This window comes from Mesorhizobium sp. M1D.F.Ca.ET.231.01.1.1, from assembly GCF_003999155.2.
GTDB lineage: Bacteria > Pseudomonadota > Alphaproteobacteria > Rhizobiales > Rhizobiaceae > Mesorhizobium.
In genome coordinates this window covers 111802-133386 of the sequence record NZ_RZOZ02000009.1, presented here as the reverse complement: position 1 = coordinate 133386, position 21585 = coordinate 111802, and the positions used below count along the sequence as shown (strand labels likewise).

The 21585-nt window shown below is 64.7% G+C and carries 18 protein-coding genes; 8 read left to right on the top strand and 10 right to left on the bottom strand.

The window, feature by feature from the left end; genetic code table 11:
* Positions 1-136: 136 nt before the first annotated feature.
* Positions 137-2017, bottom strand: coding sequence for a cellulose synthase catalytic subunit (locus tag EN874_RS22800; RefSeq protein ID WP_127427392.1), 1881 nt, complete (start codon positions 2015-2017; stop codon positions 137-139).
* A gap of 547 nt (positions 2018-2564) precedes the next feature.
* Here EN874_RS22800 and EN874_RS22795 point away from each other — a divergent pair.
* Both EN874_RS22795 and EN874_RS22790 read left to right on the top strand, forming a co-directional pair.
* On the top strand, positions 2565-3482 hold the full coding sequence (locus tag EN874_RS22795; protein ID WP_126084950.1) for a glycoside hydrolase family 26 protein: 918 nt from the start codon (positions 2565-2567) through the stop codon (positions 3480-3482).
* Between the two features lie 116 nt (positions 3483-3598).
* Entirely contained in the window at positions 3599-4084 is a 486-nt protein-coding gene (locus EN874_RS22790; RefSeq protein WP_127427391.1) for a DUF995 domain-containing protein, read from the top strand.
* Between the two features lie 29 nt (positions 4085-4113).
* On the opposite strand, the gene EN874_RS22785 is transcribed toward EN874_RS22790, so the two are convergent.
* Positions 4114-4944, bottom strand: a complete 831-nt coding sequence (locus tag EN874_RS22785) for an AraC family transcriptional regulator (RefSeq protein WP_127427390.1) — start codon at positions 4942-4944, stop codon at positions 4114-4116.
* A 101-nt stretch (positions 4945-5045) separates the two neighbouring features.
* Here EN874_RS22785 and EN874_RS22780 point away from each other — a divergent pair, with 101 nt between their 5' ends.
* Together EN874_RS22780 and EN874_RS22775 are read left to right on the top strand one after the other, a co-directional pair.
* A complete protein-coding gene (locus EN874_RS22780) occupies positions 5046-6224 on the top strand; it encodes an amidohydrolase (protein ID WP_127427389.1) in 1179 nt (392 codons plus the stop codon).
* Between the two features lie 64 nt (positions 6225-6288).
* Positions 6289-7455 carry an ATP-grasp domain-containing protein gene (locus tag EN874_RS22775; protein ID WP_127427388.1) on the top strand — a complete coding sequence of 389 codons (1167 nt, stop codon included), beginning with the start codon at positions 6289-6291 and terminating at the stop codon, positions 7453-7455.
* 29 nt (positions 7456-7484) lie between these two features.
* On the opposite strand, the gene EN874_RS22770 is transcribed toward EN874_RS22775, so the two are convergent.
* The 6 genes from EN874_RS22770 to EN874_RS22745 are packed head-to-tail and all read right to left on the bottom strand — an operon-like array spanning position 7485 to position 13689.
* A complete protein-coding gene (locus tag EN874_RS22770; protein ID WP_127427387.1) occupies positions 7485-8489 on the bottom strand; it encodes a Rieske 2Fe-2S domain-containing protein in 1005 nt (334 codons plus the stop codon).
* Positions 8486-9631, bottom strand: a complete 1146-nt coding sequence (locus tag EN874_RS22765; RefSeq protein ID WP_245513628.1) for a GNAT family N-acetyltransferase — start codon at positions 9629-9631, stop codon at positions 8486-8488. Before EN874_RS22765 ends, EN874_RS22770 begins: the two co-directional genes overlap by 4 nt.
* Positions 9628-10884: a F390 synthetase-related protein gene (locus EN874_RS22760; protein ID WP_127427386.1), complete on the bottom strand. Its 1257-nt coding sequence runs from the start codon at positions 10882-10884 to the stop codon at positions 9628-9630. Before EN874_RS22760 ends, EN874_RS22765 begins: the two co-directional genes overlap by 4 nt.
* Positions 10881-11714, bottom strand: coding sequence for an MBL fold metallo-hydrolase (locus EN874_RS22755; RefSeq protein WP_127427385.1), 834 nt, complete (start codon positions 11712-11714; stop codon positions 10881-10883). Before EN874_RS22755 ends, EN874_RS22760 begins: the two co-directional genes overlap by 4 nt.
* Complete coding sequence (locus tag EN874_RS22750) at positions 11711-12694, bottom strand: NAD(P)-dependent oxidoreductase (protein WP_127427384.1); 984 nt, start codon at positions 12692-12694, stop codon at positions 11711-11713. The genes EN874_RS22755 and EN874_RS22750 overlap by 4 nt, the downstream gene beginning before the upstream one ends.
* 2 nt (positions 12695-12696) lie before the next feature.
* Complete coding sequence (locus EN874_RS22745) at positions 12697-13689, bottom strand: 3-oxoacyl-[acyl-carrier-protein] synthase III C-terminal domain-containing protein (RefSeq protein ID WP_127427383.1); 993 nt, start codon at positions 13687-13689, stop codon at positions 12697-12699.
* A 312-nt stretch (positions 13690-14001) separates the two neighbouring features.
* On the opposite strand from EN874_RS22745, the gene EN874_RS22740 reads away from it, so the two are divergent.
* Positions 14002-14415, top strand: coding sequence for a T6SS immunity protein Tdi1 domain-containing protein (locus tag EN874_RS22740; RefSeq protein WP_168247557.1), 414 nt, complete (start codon positions 14002-14004; stop codon positions 14413-14415).
* 5 nt (positions 14416-14420) lie between these two features.
* Here the strand turns inward: EN874_RS22740 and EN874_RS22735 are convergent, their stop codons facing one another.
* Positions 14421-14870: a DNA polymerase III subunit chi gene (locus EN874_RS22735; protein ID WP_126084960.1), complete on the bottom strand. Its 450-nt coding sequence runs from the start codon at positions 14868-14870 to the stop codon at positions 14421-14423.
* A 10-nt stretch (positions 14871-14880) separates the two neighbouring features.
* Positions 14881-16422, bottom strand: coding sequence for a leucyl aminopeptidase (locus EN874_RS22730; protein WP_127427381.1), 1542 nt, complete (start codon positions 16420-16422; stop codon positions 14881-14883).
* 351 nt (positions 16423-16773) lie between these two features.
* Here EN874_RS22730 and lptF point away from each other — a divergent pair, with 351 nt between their 5' ends.
* The 3 genes from lptF to EN874_RS22715 are packed head-to-tail and all read left to right on the top strand — an operon-like array spanning position 16774 to position 21472.
* The gene (lptF, locus tag EN874_RS22725) at positions 16774-17973 is read left to right on the top strand and encodes an LPS export ABC transporter permease LptF (protein WP_127427380.1); all 1200 of its coding nucleotides are present in this window, start codon (positions 16774-16776) and stop codon (positions 17971-17973) included.
* Entirely contained in the window at positions 17973-19058 is a 1086-nt protein-coding gene (lptG, locus tag EN874_RS22720; protein WP_189394132.1) for an LPS export ABC transporter permease LptG, read from the top strand. The genes lptF and lptG overlap by 1 nt, the downstream gene beginning before the upstream one ends.
* On the top strand, positions 19058-21472 hold the full coding sequence (locus EN874_RS22715) for an LPS-assembly protein LptD (RefSeq protein ID WP_168247556.1): 2415 nt from the start codon (positions 19058-19060) through the stop codon (positions 21470-21472). The genes lptG and EN874_RS22715 overlap by 1 nt, the downstream gene beginning before the upstream one ends.
* Positions 21473-21585 lie beyond the last annotated feature (113 nt).

The following is a 21585-nucleotide window of genomic DNA, read 5'->3' as shown; positions in this document are numbered from 1 at the left end:
CGTCAGGTCAGGCGAGCACGATGACGCGTGGAAGGCCTAGAGCGCGTCGCTCTGAAACGGATTCAGGCGACACGCTTCTAGTCTTGTCTTGATGATGTCGTTTTCCAGAACTGCCGCGCACTTTGGGCGACATGCATCAGCGCGGGGTTTCCCAGCCGGGGTCGAAGTAGAATTTGCGCGCACCGATGTCGCCCATGCCGGCGCCTGAAATCACGTAGGCGATCCTGACGATGCGGAAGCCGCCGGCACCCTGCTGCAGTCCATAGACGCCCTCCAGTCCGCGATCGTAGAAGCCCGCGACCGGCACACCGAGCGCGAGCAGCGCGAGCGAAGCGTGCAACGCGAATTTCGCGGCATTGGCGCGCAGCGATATCCTGTTCTCGGAAATGTGCTTGGCGATGATGACCACGACGAGCAGGCCGTAGAGGAAGGCATTGAAGGCGGCGAACCAGTAGAAACCGGTGGCGTCGAAGGGGTGCTTGACGAGCAGCACCGGCAGAGCCGCCCCGATCGCCAGGACAACATAGGGCGCGAATGCCCGCGCGGGCAAAAGGTGCTTCGGACCGCTGCCTTTAGGGGTGACGCGGAAATCGACGAAGGATTTCGTCACATAGTCGCGGATCGCCGACAGCGTCCCCCACAACACCCAGGGCCAGCGGGCGAAAAACAGGAACAGCGTGCCCTCCCAGCTCAGCGTCTTGGCGGTCAGGGGCCGGGACAGGCCGAAAGCCTTGAGCATCATCACCAACCCGACCAGCGCCAAGGAATTGGGCAGGTAATAGAAGATGAAGTCGGCGTACATGACGTTGGCGAAGTTGCGCCCCGTGAACAGCGCGTAGATCGGCATGACGTACATCATCAGCGCAAACAGCGCGAACAGCGGGTACCAGAGCTGGCAAAACAGGAACTGGAACTTCAGCCGCAGCGGCAGCTTGTGAAAATATTGCGGCGTGTATTCGAGCAGGATCGTCACCAGGCTCCGCGACCACTGGAATTCCTGCGTGACGAGATCGGCGAAGGTCTGCGGGCCGTCACCGTGGGCGATGGCGTCGATGGCGTGCACGCCGCGCCAGCCCGCGGCGTTGATCAGCATCGATGTGGAATGGTCCTCGGCGAGTTCAGGGCCAAGTCCGCCGGCCTCGCGCAGCGCTTTGGTCCTGACGGCATAGTGCGAACCGATGCAGAGCGGCGCGCCGCCCCCGGTATGGCCGGATTGCAGGGGGCCGTGGAACATGCCTTCCGGGAACAGGCGGCCCCGCGCCGCCCAGCTTTCATCGGCGTTGTTGTCGCAGATGCTGGGCGCCGAAACATAGCCTACCGAAGGGTCGGCGAAAGGATAGAGGATTTCCCGCAGATAGCTGGGCGACGGTACGTGATCGGCATCCATCTGCGCGACGAAATCGTAGCGTTCGTAACCGTAGTGATCGTAGAAGAAAGCGAGGTTGCCTTCCTTGCAGCGGGTCCTGCGCGGCCAGGCCTTGCGGTGATAGTCCTCGCGGCCGCGCCGCGTCGAAATCAGCACGCCATGCGCATCGCACCAGCGAATTGTCTCCTCGGCCGGATCCTCGTCGGCCAGCCAGGTGTCGTGCGGATAGTCCTGCGCCAGCATCGCCTCCAATGTGCGCTGGACGACTGCGAACGGCTCGGATGGCGCCTTGGTGACCACCATGGCGACGCGCGAGCGCTTGGGGACGGTGCGCAGTTTCGAGGATTTGCGCGAGGCATGAACGTTGAGCAGGAAATACATCGGCATCAGCGTCAGCCAGGCCAGCACGAGGGTGGCAAAGGCATAGGGCCCGATATACTCGATATGTTGCGGCCGCAGCCACCAGGACCAGAAGAAGACCAGTGTGACGAACCAGGAGGCGAGGCCAAGCCGGAGGATCAATTGCTGCCGGGAGGTCAGCACCGGCACCAGATAAGCGCGGTTCGGACCAACACCGGCGCCAGCCCCGCCCGACTTACCCGCACGCCCCCCATTGCCGCCGACAACGCCGGCACCCACCGAAACGCTCATACTACCCGCCGCCGCTTCCGCTCCCGTCCCTGCGGCCGAGAGCTTTCACATCCCCACGGTAGAATCAGCGTCTCCTAATGGAGAGTCAACAGAATTAAGCCTCCCTTAACCAAGCTTCTTGAGAACTGGTTAACCTCGTGCCGAGGCGGGACAGCCGTTGCGGCCTGGCGCGCCGCGCCAAGGATTCCCGACGAAAGCCAAGCGGCCCTTTTTGCAACCGTCGCGTTAACTATGTCCGGCCCGATAGGGTTAAGTAACGGTTAATTGCTCTTGACTCTGGCGAAGCATAGGCTCTTATATCAGGAAGGGTTAATATCGTAATGTTGACGCGAATTTGTGAGTATCGCGGCGACAGTCTCCGGGGACACCAAGGTTCAGGCACCCAAGGGATTATTCTGATGGACGGCCTCGCGCCAAAGCTGTGCCCGTCCCAGTCGCTCAAAAACCCACAGTTCACGTCGGCAGACCGATTGGGTTTGCGTGCCGATCCCTATCGGCACGCTGTGGCGAGCTTCAACATCCCTCGTTGAGGCTATGGAGGTTGGGCATGAAATACTCCACAGCAACCGCACTTGTGTCGGCATTTATCGTCGGTGGCTGCCTTGTGCTGCCGGCATCGGCGGGATCGCCGCCGGGCACGGATCCAGTGCAGACGAGTTCGGCCGCGTCGGCATTCGGCTCCTATGATCCTTATGGCGACTTCAGCAATGACAAATCGGCCACCATCGAAGAGCTCTTCCTGCCTTGGGAAGACGTCGATCTCTCGACGCTGCCGCTGGCTGACGCCTACGCCTTGCAGCGCGGCCGCTCGCTGCTGATCACCATCGAGCCGTGGACGTGGTCGAAGGACTGGCGCATCACCCCACCGGAGCTGCGCAACGGCATCCTGGGCGGCAAATACGATGCCAACATGCAGGCAATCTGCAACCTGGTCGGACAGATGAAGAGCCCGGTGACGATCCGCTGGGCGCAGGAAATGGAAGACACCAACGGTCGCTTCACCTGGGCCAACTGGGCGCCCAAGGACTGGATCGCCGCCTACAAGCGCGAGGTCGATGTCTGCCGCAAGGCTGCGCCGGCGGCCAAATACATGTGGTCGCCCAAGGGAATGGACGGCCTCGAGAAATACTATCCGGGCGACGACTATGTCGATGTCATCGGCCTGTCGGTGTTCGGCCTGCAGAAGAAGGATAATGACGAAGCCGGTCGCGACCGGACATTCGCCGAGACGCTGAAGCCCGGCTACGACCGTGTCGCGAAATTCAACAAGCCGGTGATCGTGGCCGAGCTCGGCTATGTCGGAAACCAGGACTATGTGACGAAGTGGGCGGACGAAACCCGCAAGTCCTATGCGGAGTTTCCGGCCCTGACCTCGGTGGTCTACTTCAACCAGAAGGAAACCTGGCCGTGGCTGAACGGCTACGGGCTGCCCGACTGGCGGGTGACGCAGCACGTGCTGCCGTAAGACCTAGAGATCCCGTCCCGGCACCCGGGACGGGCCTCAGCTTCAAGTTCGAAAGTGACAAGCTCCAAAGCCCGGCTTTGGAGACGGGCGTAGGCGTTGCGTAACGGAGTAGTGGCGTGAAACGGGTTTCGGGGAAATTTGTCGGAGCAGCGCTTGCCTGCTCCGTTTTTATTGTCGGCTTTGCCAAGGCCGCGACGGTCGACGACCAGGCGTCAAGGGCCGCCGTCGTCTCCGACGAGGGCATCTACCAGCTTTATCAGAACCATTCCTGGCTCTGGGGCAAGAACGGCGCCGCGTTCTTCGCAGTGAAGCAGCGGCAGCTTGACGCCTGGACCTCCGACAAAGGCAAGCCCGGCTATGGCGACGGCATGTGGTTCATTCCGGGCGGCGGCAAGCTCTGCTATCGCGCGGCGTGGTACGGCTCCTGGGGATCTAAGAAGTCCATGACCTGCTTCGAGCACCGCCAAGCGGGCAAGGTCGTTTACCAACGCAAGCTGCCTGACGGCGAGTGGTACGCATTCAAGGATCGGCACGGCAAGTCGAAGCTGCGCTATGGCGACTATGCCAGCGGCAAGATGAAACGCATCAAGGCCAGGCTGTAGCCCACCGCAGCGACACCGAAACGCCGAGTTTACGCCGCAGCGCGCCAGGCGCCCGGCGACAGACCCTTGATCGTCTTGAACACCCTGGTGAGATGGCTCTGGTCGGCGAAGCCGGTCGCCGCCGCGATCTCGGCCAGCGGCATGTCGGTCTTGATCAGTGCCGAGGCCGCGCGGATGCGTCGGTCGCGCAGATATTGGCCCGGCGTCATGCCGGCGGCGCGGTGGAAGTCGCGGATGACCCGGAAGCGGGTGACGCCGGCGGCTGCGGCCAGATGCGCAAGGTCGAAGCCGGCCGCAAGATCGGCGGCCATCAGCTCGCCATAGAGGCGGAAGCGCCGCGCCGTTTCGCCGCCGTCCGGCGCGCGGTCGCGGTGCCTGCCGTTGCCGAAGCGGCTCACCAGTTCGCGCAGCACCGCCAGCATCGCCGCTTCCTGCTCCAGCGCCTGTCCCGCCAGGCGATGCGCCCGCACGAAGGCGCGTGCCAGCTCAGGCGCCTCCACGGTCCCCTTGCCGAACATCGGCAGGGTCGGCAGGTCCAGATCCTCGGCGATTTCGGCCATCAGCGCGGCATCGGGATAGCAGGTGCGGTAGGCCCATCCGGCGGGCTCCCCCCTCTCGCCGTCATGCGGCTCTTCCGGATTGACGATGATGATCGTGCCCGCCGGCGCCAGATGCTGGCGTTGGCCGATCCTGAGCTTCTCGACGCCGGCCACCACGACGCCGAACACCCAGGTCGGATGGGTGTGCAAGGAATAGGCATAGTCGCGATAGTGGGCGGCCAGCATTTCGAGACCGCCGAGGCCTTCATGCCGCGTCAGCCTTGCAGCTTCGCGCTCCCTTTGCTCGCTGGCATTGCTCATGGACGTAGCCTTTCGCGAAAGCGCCCTGCCCGTCAATCCCGTTCAAGACGCTCGCCGAAGATGCCGGCTAGATGGGCGCATTCGAATGCGGAGACAGAGCGATGCGGATGAACGACAAGGTGGCGGCGATCGTGCCGGAGGTGATCGGCTGGCGACAGGCGATCCACGCCAATCCGGAACTCGGCTTCGCCGAGGATGATACGGCGGCTTTTGTCGCGGCGAAGCTCAAAGAATTCGGCCTTGCCGTCCATACCGATGTCAGCGCCACGGCCGTGGTGGCGACACTGACCAAAGGCGCGAGCGGCAAGGCCATCGCGCTGCGCGCCGAGCTCGACGCGCTGCCGATCAAGGAAGGTGCCGATATCGCCTACGCCTCGCGCAAGGACGGCGTCATGCATGCCTGCGGCCACGACGGCCACACCGCGATGCTGCTCGGCGCGGCCAGGCTGCTCGCCGAAAACGAGGATTTCGACGGCACCGTGGTGTTCGTTTTCCAGCCGGCCGAGGAGGTGCTTGGCGGCGGCAGGAAGATGATCGAGGACGGGCTGCTGGAACGCTTCCCGGTAGAGCAGGTGTTTGCCGTGCACAACTGGCCGAGCTTTCCGGAAGGCCATATCGGCGTGCGCGCCGGGCCGCAGATGGCCGCGGTCGACGATTTCGAGATCGTCTTTCGCGGCAGCGGCTGCCACGCGGCGATGCCGCATCTGGGCGACGACCCGCTGCTGGCCGCGGCGAGCTTCGTCACCGCGATCCAGCGGCTGGTCTCACGCAGCGTCGATCCGCTGTCGCCGGCGGTGCTGTCGGTGACGCAGATCCATGGCGGTCGCTTCAACAATTTCGTGCCGGGCGAGGTGAAGGTCGAAGGCACCTGCCGCTTCTACGACCTAGCGCTTTCCGACCATAGCGCGGTCGAGATCGAGCGCGTGGCGCAGGCTGCGGCCGCCATGCACGGCGCGAGGGCTGAGCTCACCTACAGGCGCGGCTATCCGCCCGTGGTGAACCCGGCAAGCGGCGCAAAGCTTGCGGCGCAAGCCGGCGCGGATACGGTGGGCGCCGAACGCGTGGTCAACGAATTCCAGCCCAGCATGGGCTGCGAGGACTTCGCCTTCCTGCTGCAGGGCGTCGGCGACGGCGCCTATGTGTGGATCGGCGCCGGCGATGTCGGCCCAGGCGCGGGACTGCATGGCGACCGCTTCGTCTTCAACGATACCATCGTCCCGATCGGCATCCGCTTCTTCCTCAATGTCGTCCAGCGCGCGCTGCCGGTCGGCGGGAGGTAGCGCAATTGCCAAGTCCGCCGATTTCACGCAACGGTCTTCACGACGGAAACGATCGCGAGACCTGATGCCGGGGGCTGACAAAACCGTGCTCATCACCGGGGCGCGCGCGCCGGTGGCGCTGCATCTGGCGCGCCTGCTCCATGGCGCCGGCCGCCGGGTGATCCTGGCCGACGCGCCGGCGCGCCCGATCGCCGCCGCGAGCAAGGCCTGCGCGCGCTACCATCGGCTGCCGCCGCCGCGCTTCGAGCCGCGGGCCTACGCCGAGGCGGTCGAGGCGCTGGTTCGGGCGGAAGGCATAGATCTCGTCATTCCAACCTGCGAGGAAGTCTTTCATCTCGCCATGGCTTGGCGTGGCCGGGCGATGCCGGCACGATTGTTCGCCCCCGGCATCGAGCTTCTGGCGGAAGTCCACAACAAGCATGCCTTCATCCGGCTGGCCGAACGGCTCGGGCTCGCCGTGCCGGAAACAGTGCTGCTGCAATCGACCGCCGATCTTGAGGCGGTGCGCGGCCGGTCACGCGAGCTGGTGTTCAAGCCGGTCTGGTCGCGCTTTGCCAGTCACGTGCTGCGGCGTCCGACGCCGGATTTTCTCGACACCATCGCCCCCTCGCCCGCCATGCCGTGGGTGGCGCAGCGTTTTGTCGATGGCGACGAGATCAGCGCCTACGCGGTTGCGCGCGAGGGCAAGCTCAAGGCGCTGGCGCTCTACCGCTCGCTCTACCGCGCCGGCAAGGGCGGCGGGATTTTCTTCGAACGGGTCGAAGATCAGGCAGCGCGCGAACTGGTCGAGCGCATCGTCACCGCAACTGGATGGATTGGCCAAATCTCCTTTGACCTGATGCGCGAGGAGGACGGCCGCGTGCTGCCGCTGGAGTGCAATCCGCGCGCGGTGAGCGGCCTGCATTTTTTTCGCGACACGGCGCGGTATGCCGATGCGGTGCTGGGTGACGGACCGGAAGTGAACCCCGACGTCATCGCGCCGCAAACGGTGCGGCTTGCGATGTGGATCTACGGACTGCCGGCAGCGTTGCGTTCTGGTGGCCTCGGCGGCTTTCGGAAGGCCATGCGCGATGGCCAGGAATTGCTCGACTGGCCGGGCGACCCTGCACCTGTGAAGGCGCAGTGGCCGGCGTTGGCCGAAATCGCCGGAGTGGCCTGGCGCCAAGGGATCAGCCTGCAGGCGGCGTCCACCCGGGATATCGAGTGGAACGGGCCGAGCGACCGTTCTTGAGGTGTGAACTTCCTGCTGTCCGCGGCCGATCACAATTCGATCTGATGCACCCTTGGCTCACTCGCCGCCGCCGGCGGCAGCTTGCCTTCCATGATCGCTGCGATGTCGCGGCGCAGGAAGTCGAGCGGGCCGATCACCGGCAAGGCCGGAGGCTGGAAACGGGCATTGTCGCTCGCCGATTTCAGCACGCGGCGATCCTGGTGCAGCGCGGTGGTGAAGAGCGGCTTGAAGGCGAGCGCCTTCAACTCACCGAGCAGGCCCTGGCGGCCGCCGATCAGCCAGCCGACGCCCTCGACGGTGCGCTCGTCGGCCTGACGCAGGTGGAAGGTGGTGGCGAGCACGAGCCCGTCCTTGCCCCAATATTCGAGCTCGGCGATGCCGGGATGGCGGAAGCGGCCGATGGTTTTCGCGCGCTCGCCTTCCAGCAGCCGGCTGATCAGGCCTTGCTGGCGATCCTCGCCGGTGTAGCGGGCTTCGACCCAGCCTTCGCCGCCGGTCACCTCGACCTGCACCAGGTGCCGCTTCGAGGTCAGGCCGCGCAGCAGGCCCTTGTGCGTGAAATGGGTGTGGGTGGCGTCGAGAATGTTTTCTGCGACATCGATGACGGTCGACTGCGTCGATGAGCGCAGCCGCCGCGCGATGATGTCCTTGCCTTGCATGCAGTGGAGATAGGGTTCGCCCTGCGGCGTGCCGGAAGAGACGAAGACGACGCCGTCGCGTTCGATCGCGGCGTAGCGGCGCACGCGGTAATGCGGCATGGCGCCGACATGGCCGGGAATGGCGGTGCAGCGGCCTTCGCCGTCATAGCGCCAGCCGTGGTAGGGACATTCGATCTCGCCGCCGACGACCTTGCCGATCGAGAGTTCCACCAGCCGGTGCGGGCAGCGGTCGAACAGCGCGGCAATGCCCTGCGCGGAGCGGAACAGCACCAACGGTGAGCCATCGAGAAGGACGCGCTTCGGCCGCTTTGCTATATCGGCCGACAGCGCCACCGCCTGCCAGTGATCCTTCGCATGATCCCGGCGCTCGCTCACAGTTCGAACCTCCTGAGCAGAGGAATGCCGACCCATGCCAGCACGGTTTCCATGACGCGGATCGCCAGGCGCTGGCGACGCGGAAGATGGCCGGCATAGACGGCGATGTACTCGATCGCAGCGACCGCGCCGCGCAGGCGCTTGAAGCCCGCCGCGCCGGCACTCATGTTGAAGAACAGGCCGCGCGCCGTCGCATGGTCCTGCCCCATCGCCATCACCATGCGGTAGAGCCCCTCGCCGAGCGGCAGGCTGGTGTCATAGCCGACGATCGGCTGGGTGAGCGTGGCGCCATTCTCGAACAGGCCGGTGACCGCGACCAGCTCGCCGCCCGGACGGCGCAGCCCGGCAAGGCTGATGATGCCGCGCCGGTGCATCTCGCCGATGTAACGGGCCGTATAGTGCGGATTGAGAGGCGTGTACTTATCGAGATAGAGCATCTTGTAGAGCTGCTCGGCGCGCTCATAGTCGGCCTCGGTGAAATCGGCATCGCCGACCCGCACGAAATGCGTGGCAACGAGCTGCTTGCGGTCGCGTTTCAGGTTCTTCGTTATGGCGGGCACGGCACTGCGGTCGGCGAAGATGTAGACCTGCCGCGCCGCCAGCATGCGAAAACCTTCCGCCCTCAGCGCGGCAATGCTCGTCGGATCGGCGATCTCGTTCAGCGAGCGGATGACGATGGCACGGTCGGGGAAGCGTGCGACCAGCGCCGAGCGAAGCGGAGCGATCGTCCGCCGATCGAGCAGCGGCACCGGATTGGTGGAATAGAGCCAGTTGTTGACCTGCACCTGATGGTCGAGGCCGCTTGCCCTCACCAGCGGCGCGCAGGCGCCGATGAGGGCCCGGAGCGCGCGGCGCAGCAGCGGGTGGGCGGCGAAGTTGCGCGTCTCGTCTATCGCATAGTCGATATAGGCGCTGGAGGGGCAGCATATGTAGCAGTTCGGCGCCTCGCCGGCGTCGTTGAGCGTCTGTGGGAAGGTCCGGCCCGCGACCTCGAAGGTTTCGACTTTGGTCGTCAGATTGGCGACGAGGTCGTTTACCGGCACCTCATTGAACAACCGGACGAAAGCCTCGACCTTGGCCGGCATGTTTTCGACGCGGTCGGCCTGTTGGACCGGCATTTCCGTGGCGATCGCCCGGCTCACGGAACCCGCTCCGGCCGGCGTTCGACGCGGCGCAGCTTGCGGCTCGTCTCCAGCGGCAGCGGCGCGCGAATTAGAGTGACGGCCGCGGTTGCCTTTCGTGCTTCAAGAAGCGCGCGCACCGCCTGATGTGCGGAGGCGGCAGCTTCGTCGGCGAGCGCCGGAAGCAGTCTCAGCTCGATCGCATCGGGCGCGGTCTGCACGAGCCGAAAATCATCGATGCGGCGGTCGGCCTTGAGCACGGCGTTGCGCAGCACATCCGGCGTGACGAGGATCGGACCGCACGGCGAATCCAGCCGGAAGACATCGTCCATGCGGCCGATGATCTCGTCGACGCAGCGCAGCGGCGAGCCGCAGTGGCAGGGCCGCTCCGAAAGCCGCAGCAGGTCATTCATGCGGTAGCGCGCCATGATCTGCGTGCGGCGGCGGAAAGCAGTGACCAAAGGCGTCACCAAACCATCGCCGGCCGGCTCGAATTCGAAGAAGACCGAGTCTTCGGCAAGATGCAGGCTGCCGTGCCGGCAGGTCACGGCAAACAGCCCTTCGGTCGCCATGTAGATCTGGTCGAGCGGCAGCCGGAAGAAATCTTCGATAACCGGACGGTCGACCGGATCGAGCGTCTCGGCGGCCGAGAAGATGCGTTTCGGCTGGAGGCGGAAGCCTTGGGCGGCGAAATGCCTCAGCACTTTCGGCGGCGCGATGATCACAGTCGCATCGAAGGTTTCCAGTGCCCTGCGCCAGCGTTCCGGTCCGAGCGTCAGGTCGAAGAAGGCAAGCTCGATCAGCCGCGACCTGCGGGCGCTGTCGTAGAGGCCGGTGTTCTGCGGCAGGATGACGGCGACACGCATGCCGCGCCACAGAAGATCGGCCGCCGCCTTAGCGAGGATCGTGCCCAGCCAGCGGTATTTCTCCGCCTCCGAAATCACGAACAGGCCGCGATTGCCCGATGTGCCGGTGCTTGCGCCGACAGTGAGCGAGCCGACGCGCCCATCGCGGGTCAAAGCCGCCCAGGCTTCGGCTGCGGTGATGCCGTGGATGTTGAAATCCTCGAAGCGTGCCATCAGCAGCGCCTTGTCGGTCACCGGCAGGTCGGTGAAACGCGCCGGCGCGTCGCGATAAAAAGGCGCGAGCGGCAGGTCGCGGTCGAGGAAACGGCGCAAGGTGGCCGCCTGCCAGCGCTCGAAGTCGGCGCGGCTCTTGCGCGAGACCCAGCTCGTCAGGGCGAAAGAGCCGATCGCTTCCGCCAAAGCGTTCATGCGGCCTCCGGATCACTCAGCGCCAGATCGTAGGCGGTCGGCGCCGGATCATGGCAAAGCACCACCTCGCCGCCAGCGGCCATGAAACGCCGCAACATAGCGCTGGTCGGCTCGATTGCCACGGCATCCTCGGCGATCAGCGTGGCCGGGAAGCCGGGCGTGCGGCTTTCGGTCAAGGCTTGAAGCAGCCATTGCACGTCGACGGCATAGAAAAGCGGCCGATCGAGGCCGGCAAACAGCAGGCCGAACTGCCCATCGGCATGTCCAGGAAGATCGACCGCGATCACGCTGCCGTCGCCGAAGAGGTCGCCGCCGCTGGGCACGCCATCGTTCGCTTTGACACGCGGCTTGGAGGACAGACCGTCCAAACGCGTCTCGAAATCGGCCGGAAAGAGCTCGGTGAAGATGCCGTGGCGCAAATTCCGGCGCGGTGTTCGCGCCTTGACCCGCGTCCAGGCGGCATCGCTGGCGACGAAGCGCGCCTTTGGAAACAGCGACAGGCCGGAAATGTGGTCGGCATGGAAATGGGTGACGATGACGGTGCCTATGTCATCCGGCGAAAGGCCGAAATGCTTCAGCACCGGCAAGACCTGTCCCGCGGCGCTGAGCTCGGGTTTCAGCAACGCGCCATAGAGGCGCAGCATCCGGCCTCGTCGCTCTCCCGAAAGCGCTTCTTGCGTATAGCCGGTATCGATCAGCACCGCTCCGGCGACGGGATGCAAGATCAGCCCGTAACGCACGCGCAGCCGCACGCTTTGCCAGCTGCCGCCGCGCAGGATGAGCCGTTCGGCGGCGTTGACCCAGGCGCTGTTGGCGAAGACGATCTTCATAGCCTGGCCCTGCTGAAGAAGGTGCGGTCGAGCCCCTCTTCGAGAGCGATCTTCGGCGTCCAGCCGAGCATGCGTCTTGCCTTGGAGAGATCCAGGCTCTGGGCGTAGGCGAAGAGGCCGAGTCCATAGCGGGTGACCGGCGGCTCCGGGCTGCCGGGCAGCCTGAGCGCCACCGCTTCCATCAGGCCCGCCGCAAGCATTGCCGGCTGCAGCGACATCGGCCGCCAGCGCGCCTCAAGGCCGGCGCGGGCGCAGGCGTCATCGGCGATGCGGCGCACCGGCAGCACCTCGCCGCCTGAGATGTTGAAGATCTGGCCTTCGGCCTCTTTGGGTGCCGCAAGCGCCGCCATGATGGCATCGACGACATCGTCGACATGGGTGAGATCGATCGCGGCCCGACCGCCGCGGAAGAGTGGCAGCGACCGGCTCTTCGCCGCCTTGATCAGGCGCGGCAGCAGCGCGCGATCGCCGGTGCCGTAAATGCCGCGCGGCCTAAGCACCACCGGATGGATTTCGGCGGCGCTGAGCACGATCCGCTCCGCCTCGCGCTTGGTGCGGGCATAGTGGTTGACCGGGTCAGGCAAGGCCACGTCCTCAGTCAGGCCGAGCTGGTCGCGAAAGGCAAAGCAGACGGATGGGCTGGAGATGTGGACGAAGCGGCTGACGCCCTGCTGGATCGCGAAGTCGCGGAGGTTCCGCGTCGTCGAGACGTTTGCCATCTCGAAATCCTGCGGACGGCCGAACGGCGCGGAAAGCGCGGCGCAATGGATGACCCGCTCGACCCTGCCCAGTCTCGGATCGAGCGCTCCGTCGAGCGGCTGAGAAAGATCATGGCGGATGATGCGATGACCGGCGGCTTCCAGCGCGGCGCAACGGGCCGCGTCGCGGCCGAGGCCGAGCGCCAGCGTGCCCGTCGCCGCCAGCCGCTCGAGCACATGGGAACCGAGGAAGCCGCTGGCGCCGGTGACGAGGACAGCCATCGTCAGGCTTCCAACGCCATGCCGCCGAACGAGACGCCGGCCGAGGTGCCGAGGACGAGCAGCTTCATGCCCGGTGCCACACGGCCCTCGCGGCGCGCGATATCGAGGGCGAAGGGAATGGAGGCGGCGATCTGGTTGCCGAAGCGGGCGGCAATGTCGACCAGCTTTTCCGGCGCGAAGCCGGTCTGACGCGCCATGTGAGCAAGTGCCAACGGGCTTGCCTGATGCGGCACGACGAGGTCGATATCCTCATGCCGCCAGCCGGCACGCTCCAGCAGGTCTGCGACAAAGCTGCTGAAATGGCGCGACGTCAGGCGGAACAGTTCCTTGCCGTCCATGTGGAAAAGGCTGTGCTCGGCGAACTCTTCCGGCTGACGATGGAAATCGAAGCGCGTGCCGCCGGCGCCGATGCCGCAGGCTTCCCAGCCGGATGGATAAGTGCGCATCAGGCTCGCCGCCACCCTGCTGCCCTCGCCGGCCCCCGCCCTGCGCAGCACGGCCGCCGCCGCGCCGTCGCCGAAGAGTGCCGCGACCTCCGGCGCTTCCCGCCACGGCAGTGCGCGCGAAGCCACTTCGGCGGAGAAGACCAATGCCGTCTCGCATTGCCCGGCGTCGATCGTGCGGCCTGCCGTCTCGAAGGCGGTGAGGAAGCCAAGGCAGGTGCTATTGACGTCGAAGGCGGCGGCCGAACCGTCGGCGAGGCCGAGACGCCGCATGACCAAAGGCGCCGTGGCCGGCAGCGGCTGGTAAGGCACGCCGCAGCCGCCGATGATCAGGTCGACGGCCTCGGCTTCGAGCCCGGCATCTTCAAGCGCGACCCGCGCGGCAGCGCAGGCGAGATCGATCTGCGATTCGGCCTCGCAGACGTAGCGCTCGACCACACCGGTGGCGGCTTCGAGCGCACCGCGCCCAAGGCCCAGTTCCTCCTCAAGTGCGCATGTGGTCACGCAACGAGCCGGCACCGCACTGCCGGTTCCGACGATCCTGATCCGCATCCTCCCCCCGCCGCGTGAGCTTGCGTCTATCTAACTCAAAATGCGGTCTGGAGCGACGCCCATCATCGAGCCGAACGAATGCTTGGTGCGGGGACACCCCGTTGATTGCAGATAGATCTGCTGTAAGTATACTTTGCGGGGGTGAACTATGGCCAATTCTTTTTCTCGTTTTGTTTCTTCGATTTTTGGCACTTCCGGCCTCAAATCGCGTGCCGGTGCAGAGCAGGATCTTGTCAAAAACGCATGGCCCCGCGACCTTCAGCCCCTGTTTATCGAGCCACGTGGAAGGATGTCGCGGAGGCTCTGGGCGGTTTGACCTGGATCGGACTCGACGGTTTGGAGCCTGCCGCAGTTTCGGCCTTTGGTGATATTTTCTTTCGTGCCGCTGACGGATCGGCCAAGTTGCTAGACTTGGTCGAGGGTCGCTTGACCCAAATGTCGGGGACGTGGTCGGAGCTCGAAACGCAGCTAAACAATGCCGATCGCCAAGATGATCTTCTGCTGGCTGGCTTGGTGATGGCGGCGCGACGGAGGGGTTTAGTCCTCGATGATGGCGAATGCTATGACTTAAAGAAGCCGCCCGTGCTCGGCGGCGAAATGAGTGTTGAGCAAATGGACAAGACCTTCTTCGTGGTGAAGGTCCATATCGCAGGCCAGATTCACCGGCAGGTAAAAGACCTCCCGCCTGGCACGAAAATCAACAAAGTGACGATCGGCGACCGCTAAGACCCTCAGGCCTTGCGTTCCCACCGCCGGTCGGGCGTCTGCTGCCAGTAGGTCACGGCGTGGCCGGCTTCCTTCATCGTCTTCCAGTGGCCGCGGGCGCCTTCGAGCTGTGCCGCGTCATGGCCGTCGAACAGGAAGACGGCGCGCTCGTAGCCGGAAAGCTCGGGCGGCACGGCGCCGTCGACGAGGAAGCGGATCTGCGCGGCGTTGGGATTGCCCTCGCCCGTGGTGAGCAGGACCGGCTGCTCGGCCGGATAGGCCTCGCGGTCGGTGGCATGCGCCAGGAAGGAATCGTCGCGGAAAATCCACAGATGCTGGTCGAGCGCGTCGCGCCGCTCCTCGGTTCCGGTCTGCACGACGGCGCGCCAGCCACGCTCGACGCTGCGCTCGAGCAGGCCAGGCAGCGCCTCCTCGAGCGTCGATTCCGTCAGGTGGTAGAAGAGGATGTCGGCCACCTCGAAAGCCTTACCTTTCGTAGTGGTCACGCACCAGCCTATCGAGCAGCCTGACGCCGAAGCCCGAGCCCCAGGACTGGTTGATCTCGCTCGCCGGCGCGCCCATCGCGGTGCCGGCGATGTCGAGATGCGCCCAGGGCGTATCCTTGACGAAGCGCTGCAGGAATTGCGCGGCGATGATGGCGCCGCCATAGCGGCCGCCGATGTTCTTCATGTCGGCGTTCTTGGAATCGATCAGCTTGTCGTATTCGGCGCCGAGCGGCATGCGCCACAGCCGCTCCTGCGTCGCCTGGCCGGCGCCGGTCAGCCTGACTGCCAGCTCGTCACTGTTGGAGAACAGGCCGGCATAGTGCTGGCCGAGCGCGACCATGATGGCGCCGGTGAGTGTCGCCAGGTTGACCATGAATTTCGGCTTGAAGCGGTCATTGGCGTACCAGAGCGCATCGGCCAGCACCAGGCGCCCTTCCGCGTCGGTGTTGATCACCTCGATGGTCTGACCCGACATCGAGGTGACGATGTCGCCGGGCCGCTGCGCGTGGCCGTCGACGGCGTTCTCGACAAGGCCGATGACGCCTACGACATTGGCCTTGGCCTTGCGCGCGGCCAGCGCGTGCATCAGCCCGGTGACGGCGGCTGCACCGCCCATGTCACCCTTCATGTCCTCCATGCCCGAGGCCGGCTTCATCGAATTGCCGCCGGTGTCGAAGGTGACGCCCTTGCCGATGAAGGCGATCGGCGCATCCTTGGCCTTGCCGCCCTTCCATTGCATGACGGCCATGCGGGCACCGCGCGGCGAGCCCTGCGCGACGCCGAGCAGCGAACCCATGCCGAGCTTCTTCATCTCCTTCTCGGTGAGGACGTCGACCTCGACGCCGATGGCTTCCAGCTCCTTCGCGCGCGCGGCAAACTCCACCGGTCCAAGCGCATTGGCCGGCTCGTTGACGAGATCGCGCGCGAGCAGCACGCCGTCGATAACGGCCTCTTCACCGGCGAAGGCCTTCCTGGCGGCGGTCGGGTCGGCGCAGTGGATGGTTATCTTGGCCGGCTTCGCCGCTTCCGCTTTTTTGGTCTCCGACGCCTTGCCGTCGGCCCCGTTGGCGTTTGATTGGCCTTCGTCCTTGTCCTTCCTGGTCTTGTATTTGTCGAAGCCGTAGCTGCGCAGGAGGATGCCTGCGGCAAGGTTCGCCGCCTGCCGGCCGTCCGGCTGGAACTCGGGCAGGTCGAGGATCACAGCGACTTCCGCAGTCCTGCGCAGCGCGGCAGCAACCGCGCCGCCGAGCTTCAGCCAGGCGTAGTCGTCGAGGCTTGCGACCTTGCCGGCGCCGATCGCCACCAGCCGGTCGACAGACGTTCCTTCCGGCGCCAGCACCTCCACCGTGCCGGCGAACTTGCCGGAGAAATCGGCGACCGGAAACGCGCGCGCCAACGCGCCGGCCGGGTCGCAGACCTTCGCTGCATCGCCAAGGCCGCCGCCCTCGGCCGCAAGCACGAAGACGCTGCCTTTTTTGGGCGCGGCGAATTTAGCGAAGGCAATCGAAGGTCTCGAAGTCATCAGATCCTGCTTTCGGGGTGAGGCGCCGCGAACCGGCTTTCAAAGCGTGCGCGACATTTGGTCGTTTTCGGCCATTTGGCAAGACTTTGGCCGAAATCGCTGTCTATATCGGCGCTGCAACCGCCGAAGGATTCGTCGCGGCAAGACATAAGCTTCGTGCCGCAACCTATTGTTAACCATCAATGTTCTGCATTTCTTATCCATTGACGCGGACACTCCGCCGCGCCGGGGGCGCATGGCGTGGAGCGACAAACCAGATGAGCCGCCCATGGACCCGGTTGTACGAGCGTCGGCGGATGACTACCTTGTCGGCGGGCATGATGCCGTTCGGCACAATCGAGAAAAGCCTTCATGAAGGTCGTTGAACGCTACATCATGCGTCGCACCACCGCTATGTTCGTGGCGGCGCTGGTTTGGACACTGGCGATCGTGTGGACAACGCAGGTGCTCGCCAAGATCGACCTCGTCACCGACAGCGGCCAGTCGGCGCTGACCTTCTTCGAAGTCGCAGCCCTGATCATCCCCTCGATCATTCCGATCGTAGTACCGTTCGCGCTGGTGGTCGCGGTGGCGCAGACGCTGAGCGCCATGAACACGGATTCGGAGCTCGCGGTGATCAACGCCGCCGGCGCCTCGCGCTGGACGATCGCGCGGCCGATCCTCTTGCTGGCGCTGGCGGCCAGCGTCTTTTCCTTCGCCGTCGACAACGGCGTCGATCCCTACGCCAGGCAGAAGAACCGGCAGCTGGTGGCGGCCTCGCGCGCCGACCTTCTGTCGCTCATCATCCAGGAAGGCACGTTCCGCAAAATCGATGACGGCCTGTTCCTGCAGATCGGCGAGCGGCTCCCCGACAACAGGCTCGGCGGCATCTTCGTCGCTGATTCGCGCGAGGAAGGCGCCAACCTCACCTATTACGCCAAGACCGGCAGCATCGTCGAAAAAGGCGACGAGAAGGTGCTGATGATGAATGACGGCGTCATCAACCGCAAATCGGTGACCGGCGACCTCTCGGTCATCCGCTTCACCTCCTACGCCTTCGACCTGTCGGCCTTCATGTCGGCGGCGAACGAGATCACGCTGCTGCCCAAGGACCGGACGACGCCATACCTGCTCAACCCGGATCCCAACGACAAGATGTACCAGAGCCAGCCCGGCAGCTACACGGCCGAGCTCAATCAGCGCTTCTCCGAATGGTCCTATTCGCTGGTCTTCGCGCTGATCGCGCTTGCCGTCGCAGGCGACGCGCGCTCGCACCGCGAGGCGCGCATCCATCCGCTGATCACCGCGATCGCAATCGCCCTTTTCGTGCGCTGGCTTGGCTTCTTCGCCGCCGGCAAGGCCGATAAGGTCTGGTATTACGCCTATATGGTCTACGCGGTGCCGATCATGGCGTCGGCGGTCTCCGTCTGGTTCATCGTCTCCTCGCGGAGCATGGAACTGCCCACCGCCTGGGCCGACTGGATGACGAATCTCGCCGGCCGCGTCAGCGAGGGCTGGACCGCGCTCAAGCTGTGGTTCGCCAGGCGCGGCACCTCCGGCCAGGGAGCCTGATCATGGGCTGGACGCTGGGCCGCTATTTCTTCTTTCGCTATGTGACGATCACGGTCTGGTTCTTCCTCGGCCTGCTGGCGCTGGTGTTCCTGATCGATTTCACCGAGCTTTCGGGCCGCACGACCGGACTACCGGGCTTCACCTACGGCACCGCCTTCGCCATATCGGCGCTGAGGATGCCGATGATCATGCTGCAGACGGTGCCGTTCGTCGGGCTGTTCTCGGCGATGGCGACGCTGGTGTCGCTCAACCGCCGCTACGAGCTGGTCATCGCGCGCTCGGCCGGCGTTTCGGCCTGGCAGTTTCTCTTCCCGTGCTGCGTCGGCGCGCTGATGTTCGGCCTGCTGTCGGTCGGGGTGCTCAACCCGATCGCCGCGCACGGCTTTTCCTGGTCCGAGCAGATGGAAAACCAGCTCAGGGCCGGCAAGTCGAACGCCGTCCCGGCGGACACGACGCCGTGGCTTAGGCAAAAGACCGGCTCCGGCGACACCATCATCGGCGCCCGCGCCATCCTCAACCAGGGGCTGGAGATGGCGGACGCGGTGTTCTTCGTCCTCGACCAGCAGGGCAATATCGTCGAGCGCAAGGACGCCGCGCGCGCCTTCCTTCGCGACGGCTACTGGGAATTGCAGGACGTCAAGGTGTTGAAGGACGGCGTCATCCGTCCCGAGGCTTCCGACCGCGTGCCAACCAACCTCAAGCCGGAATTCGTGCAGGAACGCCTGGCGCGCCCGGAAACCATCCCGTTCTACGAGCTGCCGGCCAAGATCGAGGTTGCCCGCTCCTTCGGGCTGAAGGCAAATGCCTTCGCCATGCAGTTTGATTCGCTGGTGGCGCTGCCGTTCCTCCTCGTCGCCATGACGCTGATTGCGGCAACAGTTTCAATGCGATTTGCGCGAATGGGGCAGTCGGCGACGATGATTCTGGGTGGCGTCCTGGCCGGCTTTCTGCTTTATGTCGTTTCGGTACTGGTCAAGGCATTCGGGGTCGCCGGATTCGTGCCTACAATGGTGGCTGCATGGGTTCCGGTTGTCGTGGCTATGTTCTTCGGGGTGACTTTTCTGCTATACAAGGAAGACGGCTAGTGAGGGAGGCTGGTTTGCGCAGCCATAGGCAGGCCGGTTTGGCACGCCTTTATGGGGCGACAGCCTTGGCATGTCTGTTTGCTTGCGTGGTACCATCGGTACCGGCGCTGGCGCAGACTATCACGGCGAAGCCGGTTCCCTCCGGCACGCAGATGCTGCTGGCCGCCGATACGCTCGTCTATGACAACGACAAGCACACGGTGACCGCCGTCGGCGGCGTGCAGATCGACTATGGCGGCAACAAGCTTGTCGCCCAGCGCGTGGTGTACAATCGCGACACCAAGCGCCTGGTCGCCAGCGGCGCGGTCGAGCTCATCAACAGCGACGGCACCAAGATCAATTCCGACCATATCGACATCACCGACGACTTCGCCGACGGTTTCGTCAACGCGCTGCGGGTCGAGACGGTCGAGAAGGCTTATTTCGCCGCCGAGAGCGGCGAGCGCATGGGCGGTGTGCTGACGACGTTCCACAATGGCATCTACACCGCTTGCGAACCCTGCGAGGACAAGCCCGATTCGGCGCCGACATGGCGCGTCAAGGCGAGAAAGATCATCTGGAACGGCGAAAAGAAGACGGTTCGCTTCGAGAATGCGAATTTCGAGTTCTTCGGCTTCCCCCTCGCCTACCTGCCGGCCTTCGAGATTGCCGACCCGACGGTCAAGCGCAAGAGCGGCTTCCTGATCCCCGGCATCGTCTACAACAACCACCTCGGCGTCGGTCTCAAGGTTCCCTATTATTTCGCGCTCTCGCCGACCTATGACCTGACCGTCACCGGCAGCGGCTACACCAAGCAGGGCTTCCTCGGCGAGGCCGAATGGCGCCAGCGCTTCAACAATGGCGAATACAGCCTGAAGATCGCCGGCATCAATCAGCAGGATCCCGACGCCTTCATCGGCACGGGCAATCGCTTCACCGTCGATTCGGGAGAGCCCAACGACCCCAACAAGTTCCGCGGCATGATGGGCACCAGGGGTCAGTTCGCCATCAACGAACGCTGGAACTTCGGCTGGGACGTGCTGCTGCAGACCGACAAGAATTTCTCGCGCACCTACAACATCGACGGCTACAACGATCTCGTCCACCAGTCGTCGATCTATCTGACGGGCCTGAGCGACCGCAATTATTTCGACATCAGGGCAATGCGCTTCGAAGTGCAGGAAGACACGCTGTCCAGCGACCCGACGGCGCGTTCCGCCAAGCAGCCCTGGGTGCTGCCGTCTTTCGACTACGCCTATATCCCCGACATGTCGGTGGCAGGCGGCCAGTTGTCGCTCAACGTCAATGCGCGCGTCATCAGCCGCGACCGGCTGGACGCGGTGCTGGCCGATATCAAGGATCCGGATTCCATCAACAACGTGCGCGGCCTCGAGGGCCAGTCCAGCCGGCTGACGGCGGAAGCCGAATGGAAGCGCACCTTCACCACCGATGGCGGCCTGCAACTGACGCCGCTGCTCGCGCTGCGCGGCGACACCGGATACAGCTCCGAGACCGCCGCCTCGCTGGTCGCCGTCAACCAGATGGCGTCGAATCTGGGCGAAGCCGTCGACATGCGCTCCTCGCTCGCCCGCTACATGGCCACGCTCGGCCTGGAGGCGCGCTGGCCGCTCTTGTTCTCGATGCCGAACTCCAGCCACGTACTGGAGCCGACGGCGCAGATCTTCGTGCGCCCGAACGAGCAATATGTCGGTGGCCTCGCCATTCCGAACGAAGACGCGCAGAGCTTCGTCTTCGACGCAACGACGCTGTTCGAGCGCGACAAGTTCTCCGGCTACGACCGGATCGAAGGCGGCACGCGCGCCAATGTCGGCTTCCGTTATTCGGGCGCCTATGAAAGCGGCTGGGGCACCAACGCCATCTTCGGCCAGTCCTATCAGTTGGGCGGCGAGAACTCCTTCGACGCTCCGGACCTTGTCAATGTCGGCGCCTATTCGGGCCTGCAGACGGCGAAGTCCGACTATGTCGGCCTTGTCGGCTTCAACAGCCCAAGCGGTTTCTCGGGCTCGCTCAGCGGCCGTTTCGACGAGCAGACCTTCGAGGTCAGGCGCGCGGAGATCAAGGCCGCCTATTCCGGCCTGCCGGTTTCGCTCAGCGCCAAATATGCCTTCATCCAGGCGCAGCCGCTCTATGGCTTTGCCACGGATCGCCATGAGGTCACGCTCGGCGCCTCGACGCATCTGGCCGAGAACTGGCGGGTCTTCGGCACCGGCACCTACGATCTCCAGACAAGCGTTCTGGTCAAGGATGGCGTCGGCTTCGCCTACAACGATTCCTGCTTCACCTATGTGATGACGTTCTCGCAGACGCGCGATACGGTCACCAAGGAGGTGTCGCAGAATATCGGCTTCAACCTGTCGTTCCGCACGCTCGGCGATTTCGGCTCGTCGACCGCCGCTGTCGATACGATCCAGTAAGCGGCAGCCGCGGACCACGGCGTTGCGCGTCGGGCGCGGGCGATGCCATGAACCTTGATTTGGTGCATGATCCTTCGAAAATGGGGCCGATTCCCGGGGTCATGCACCGGCGA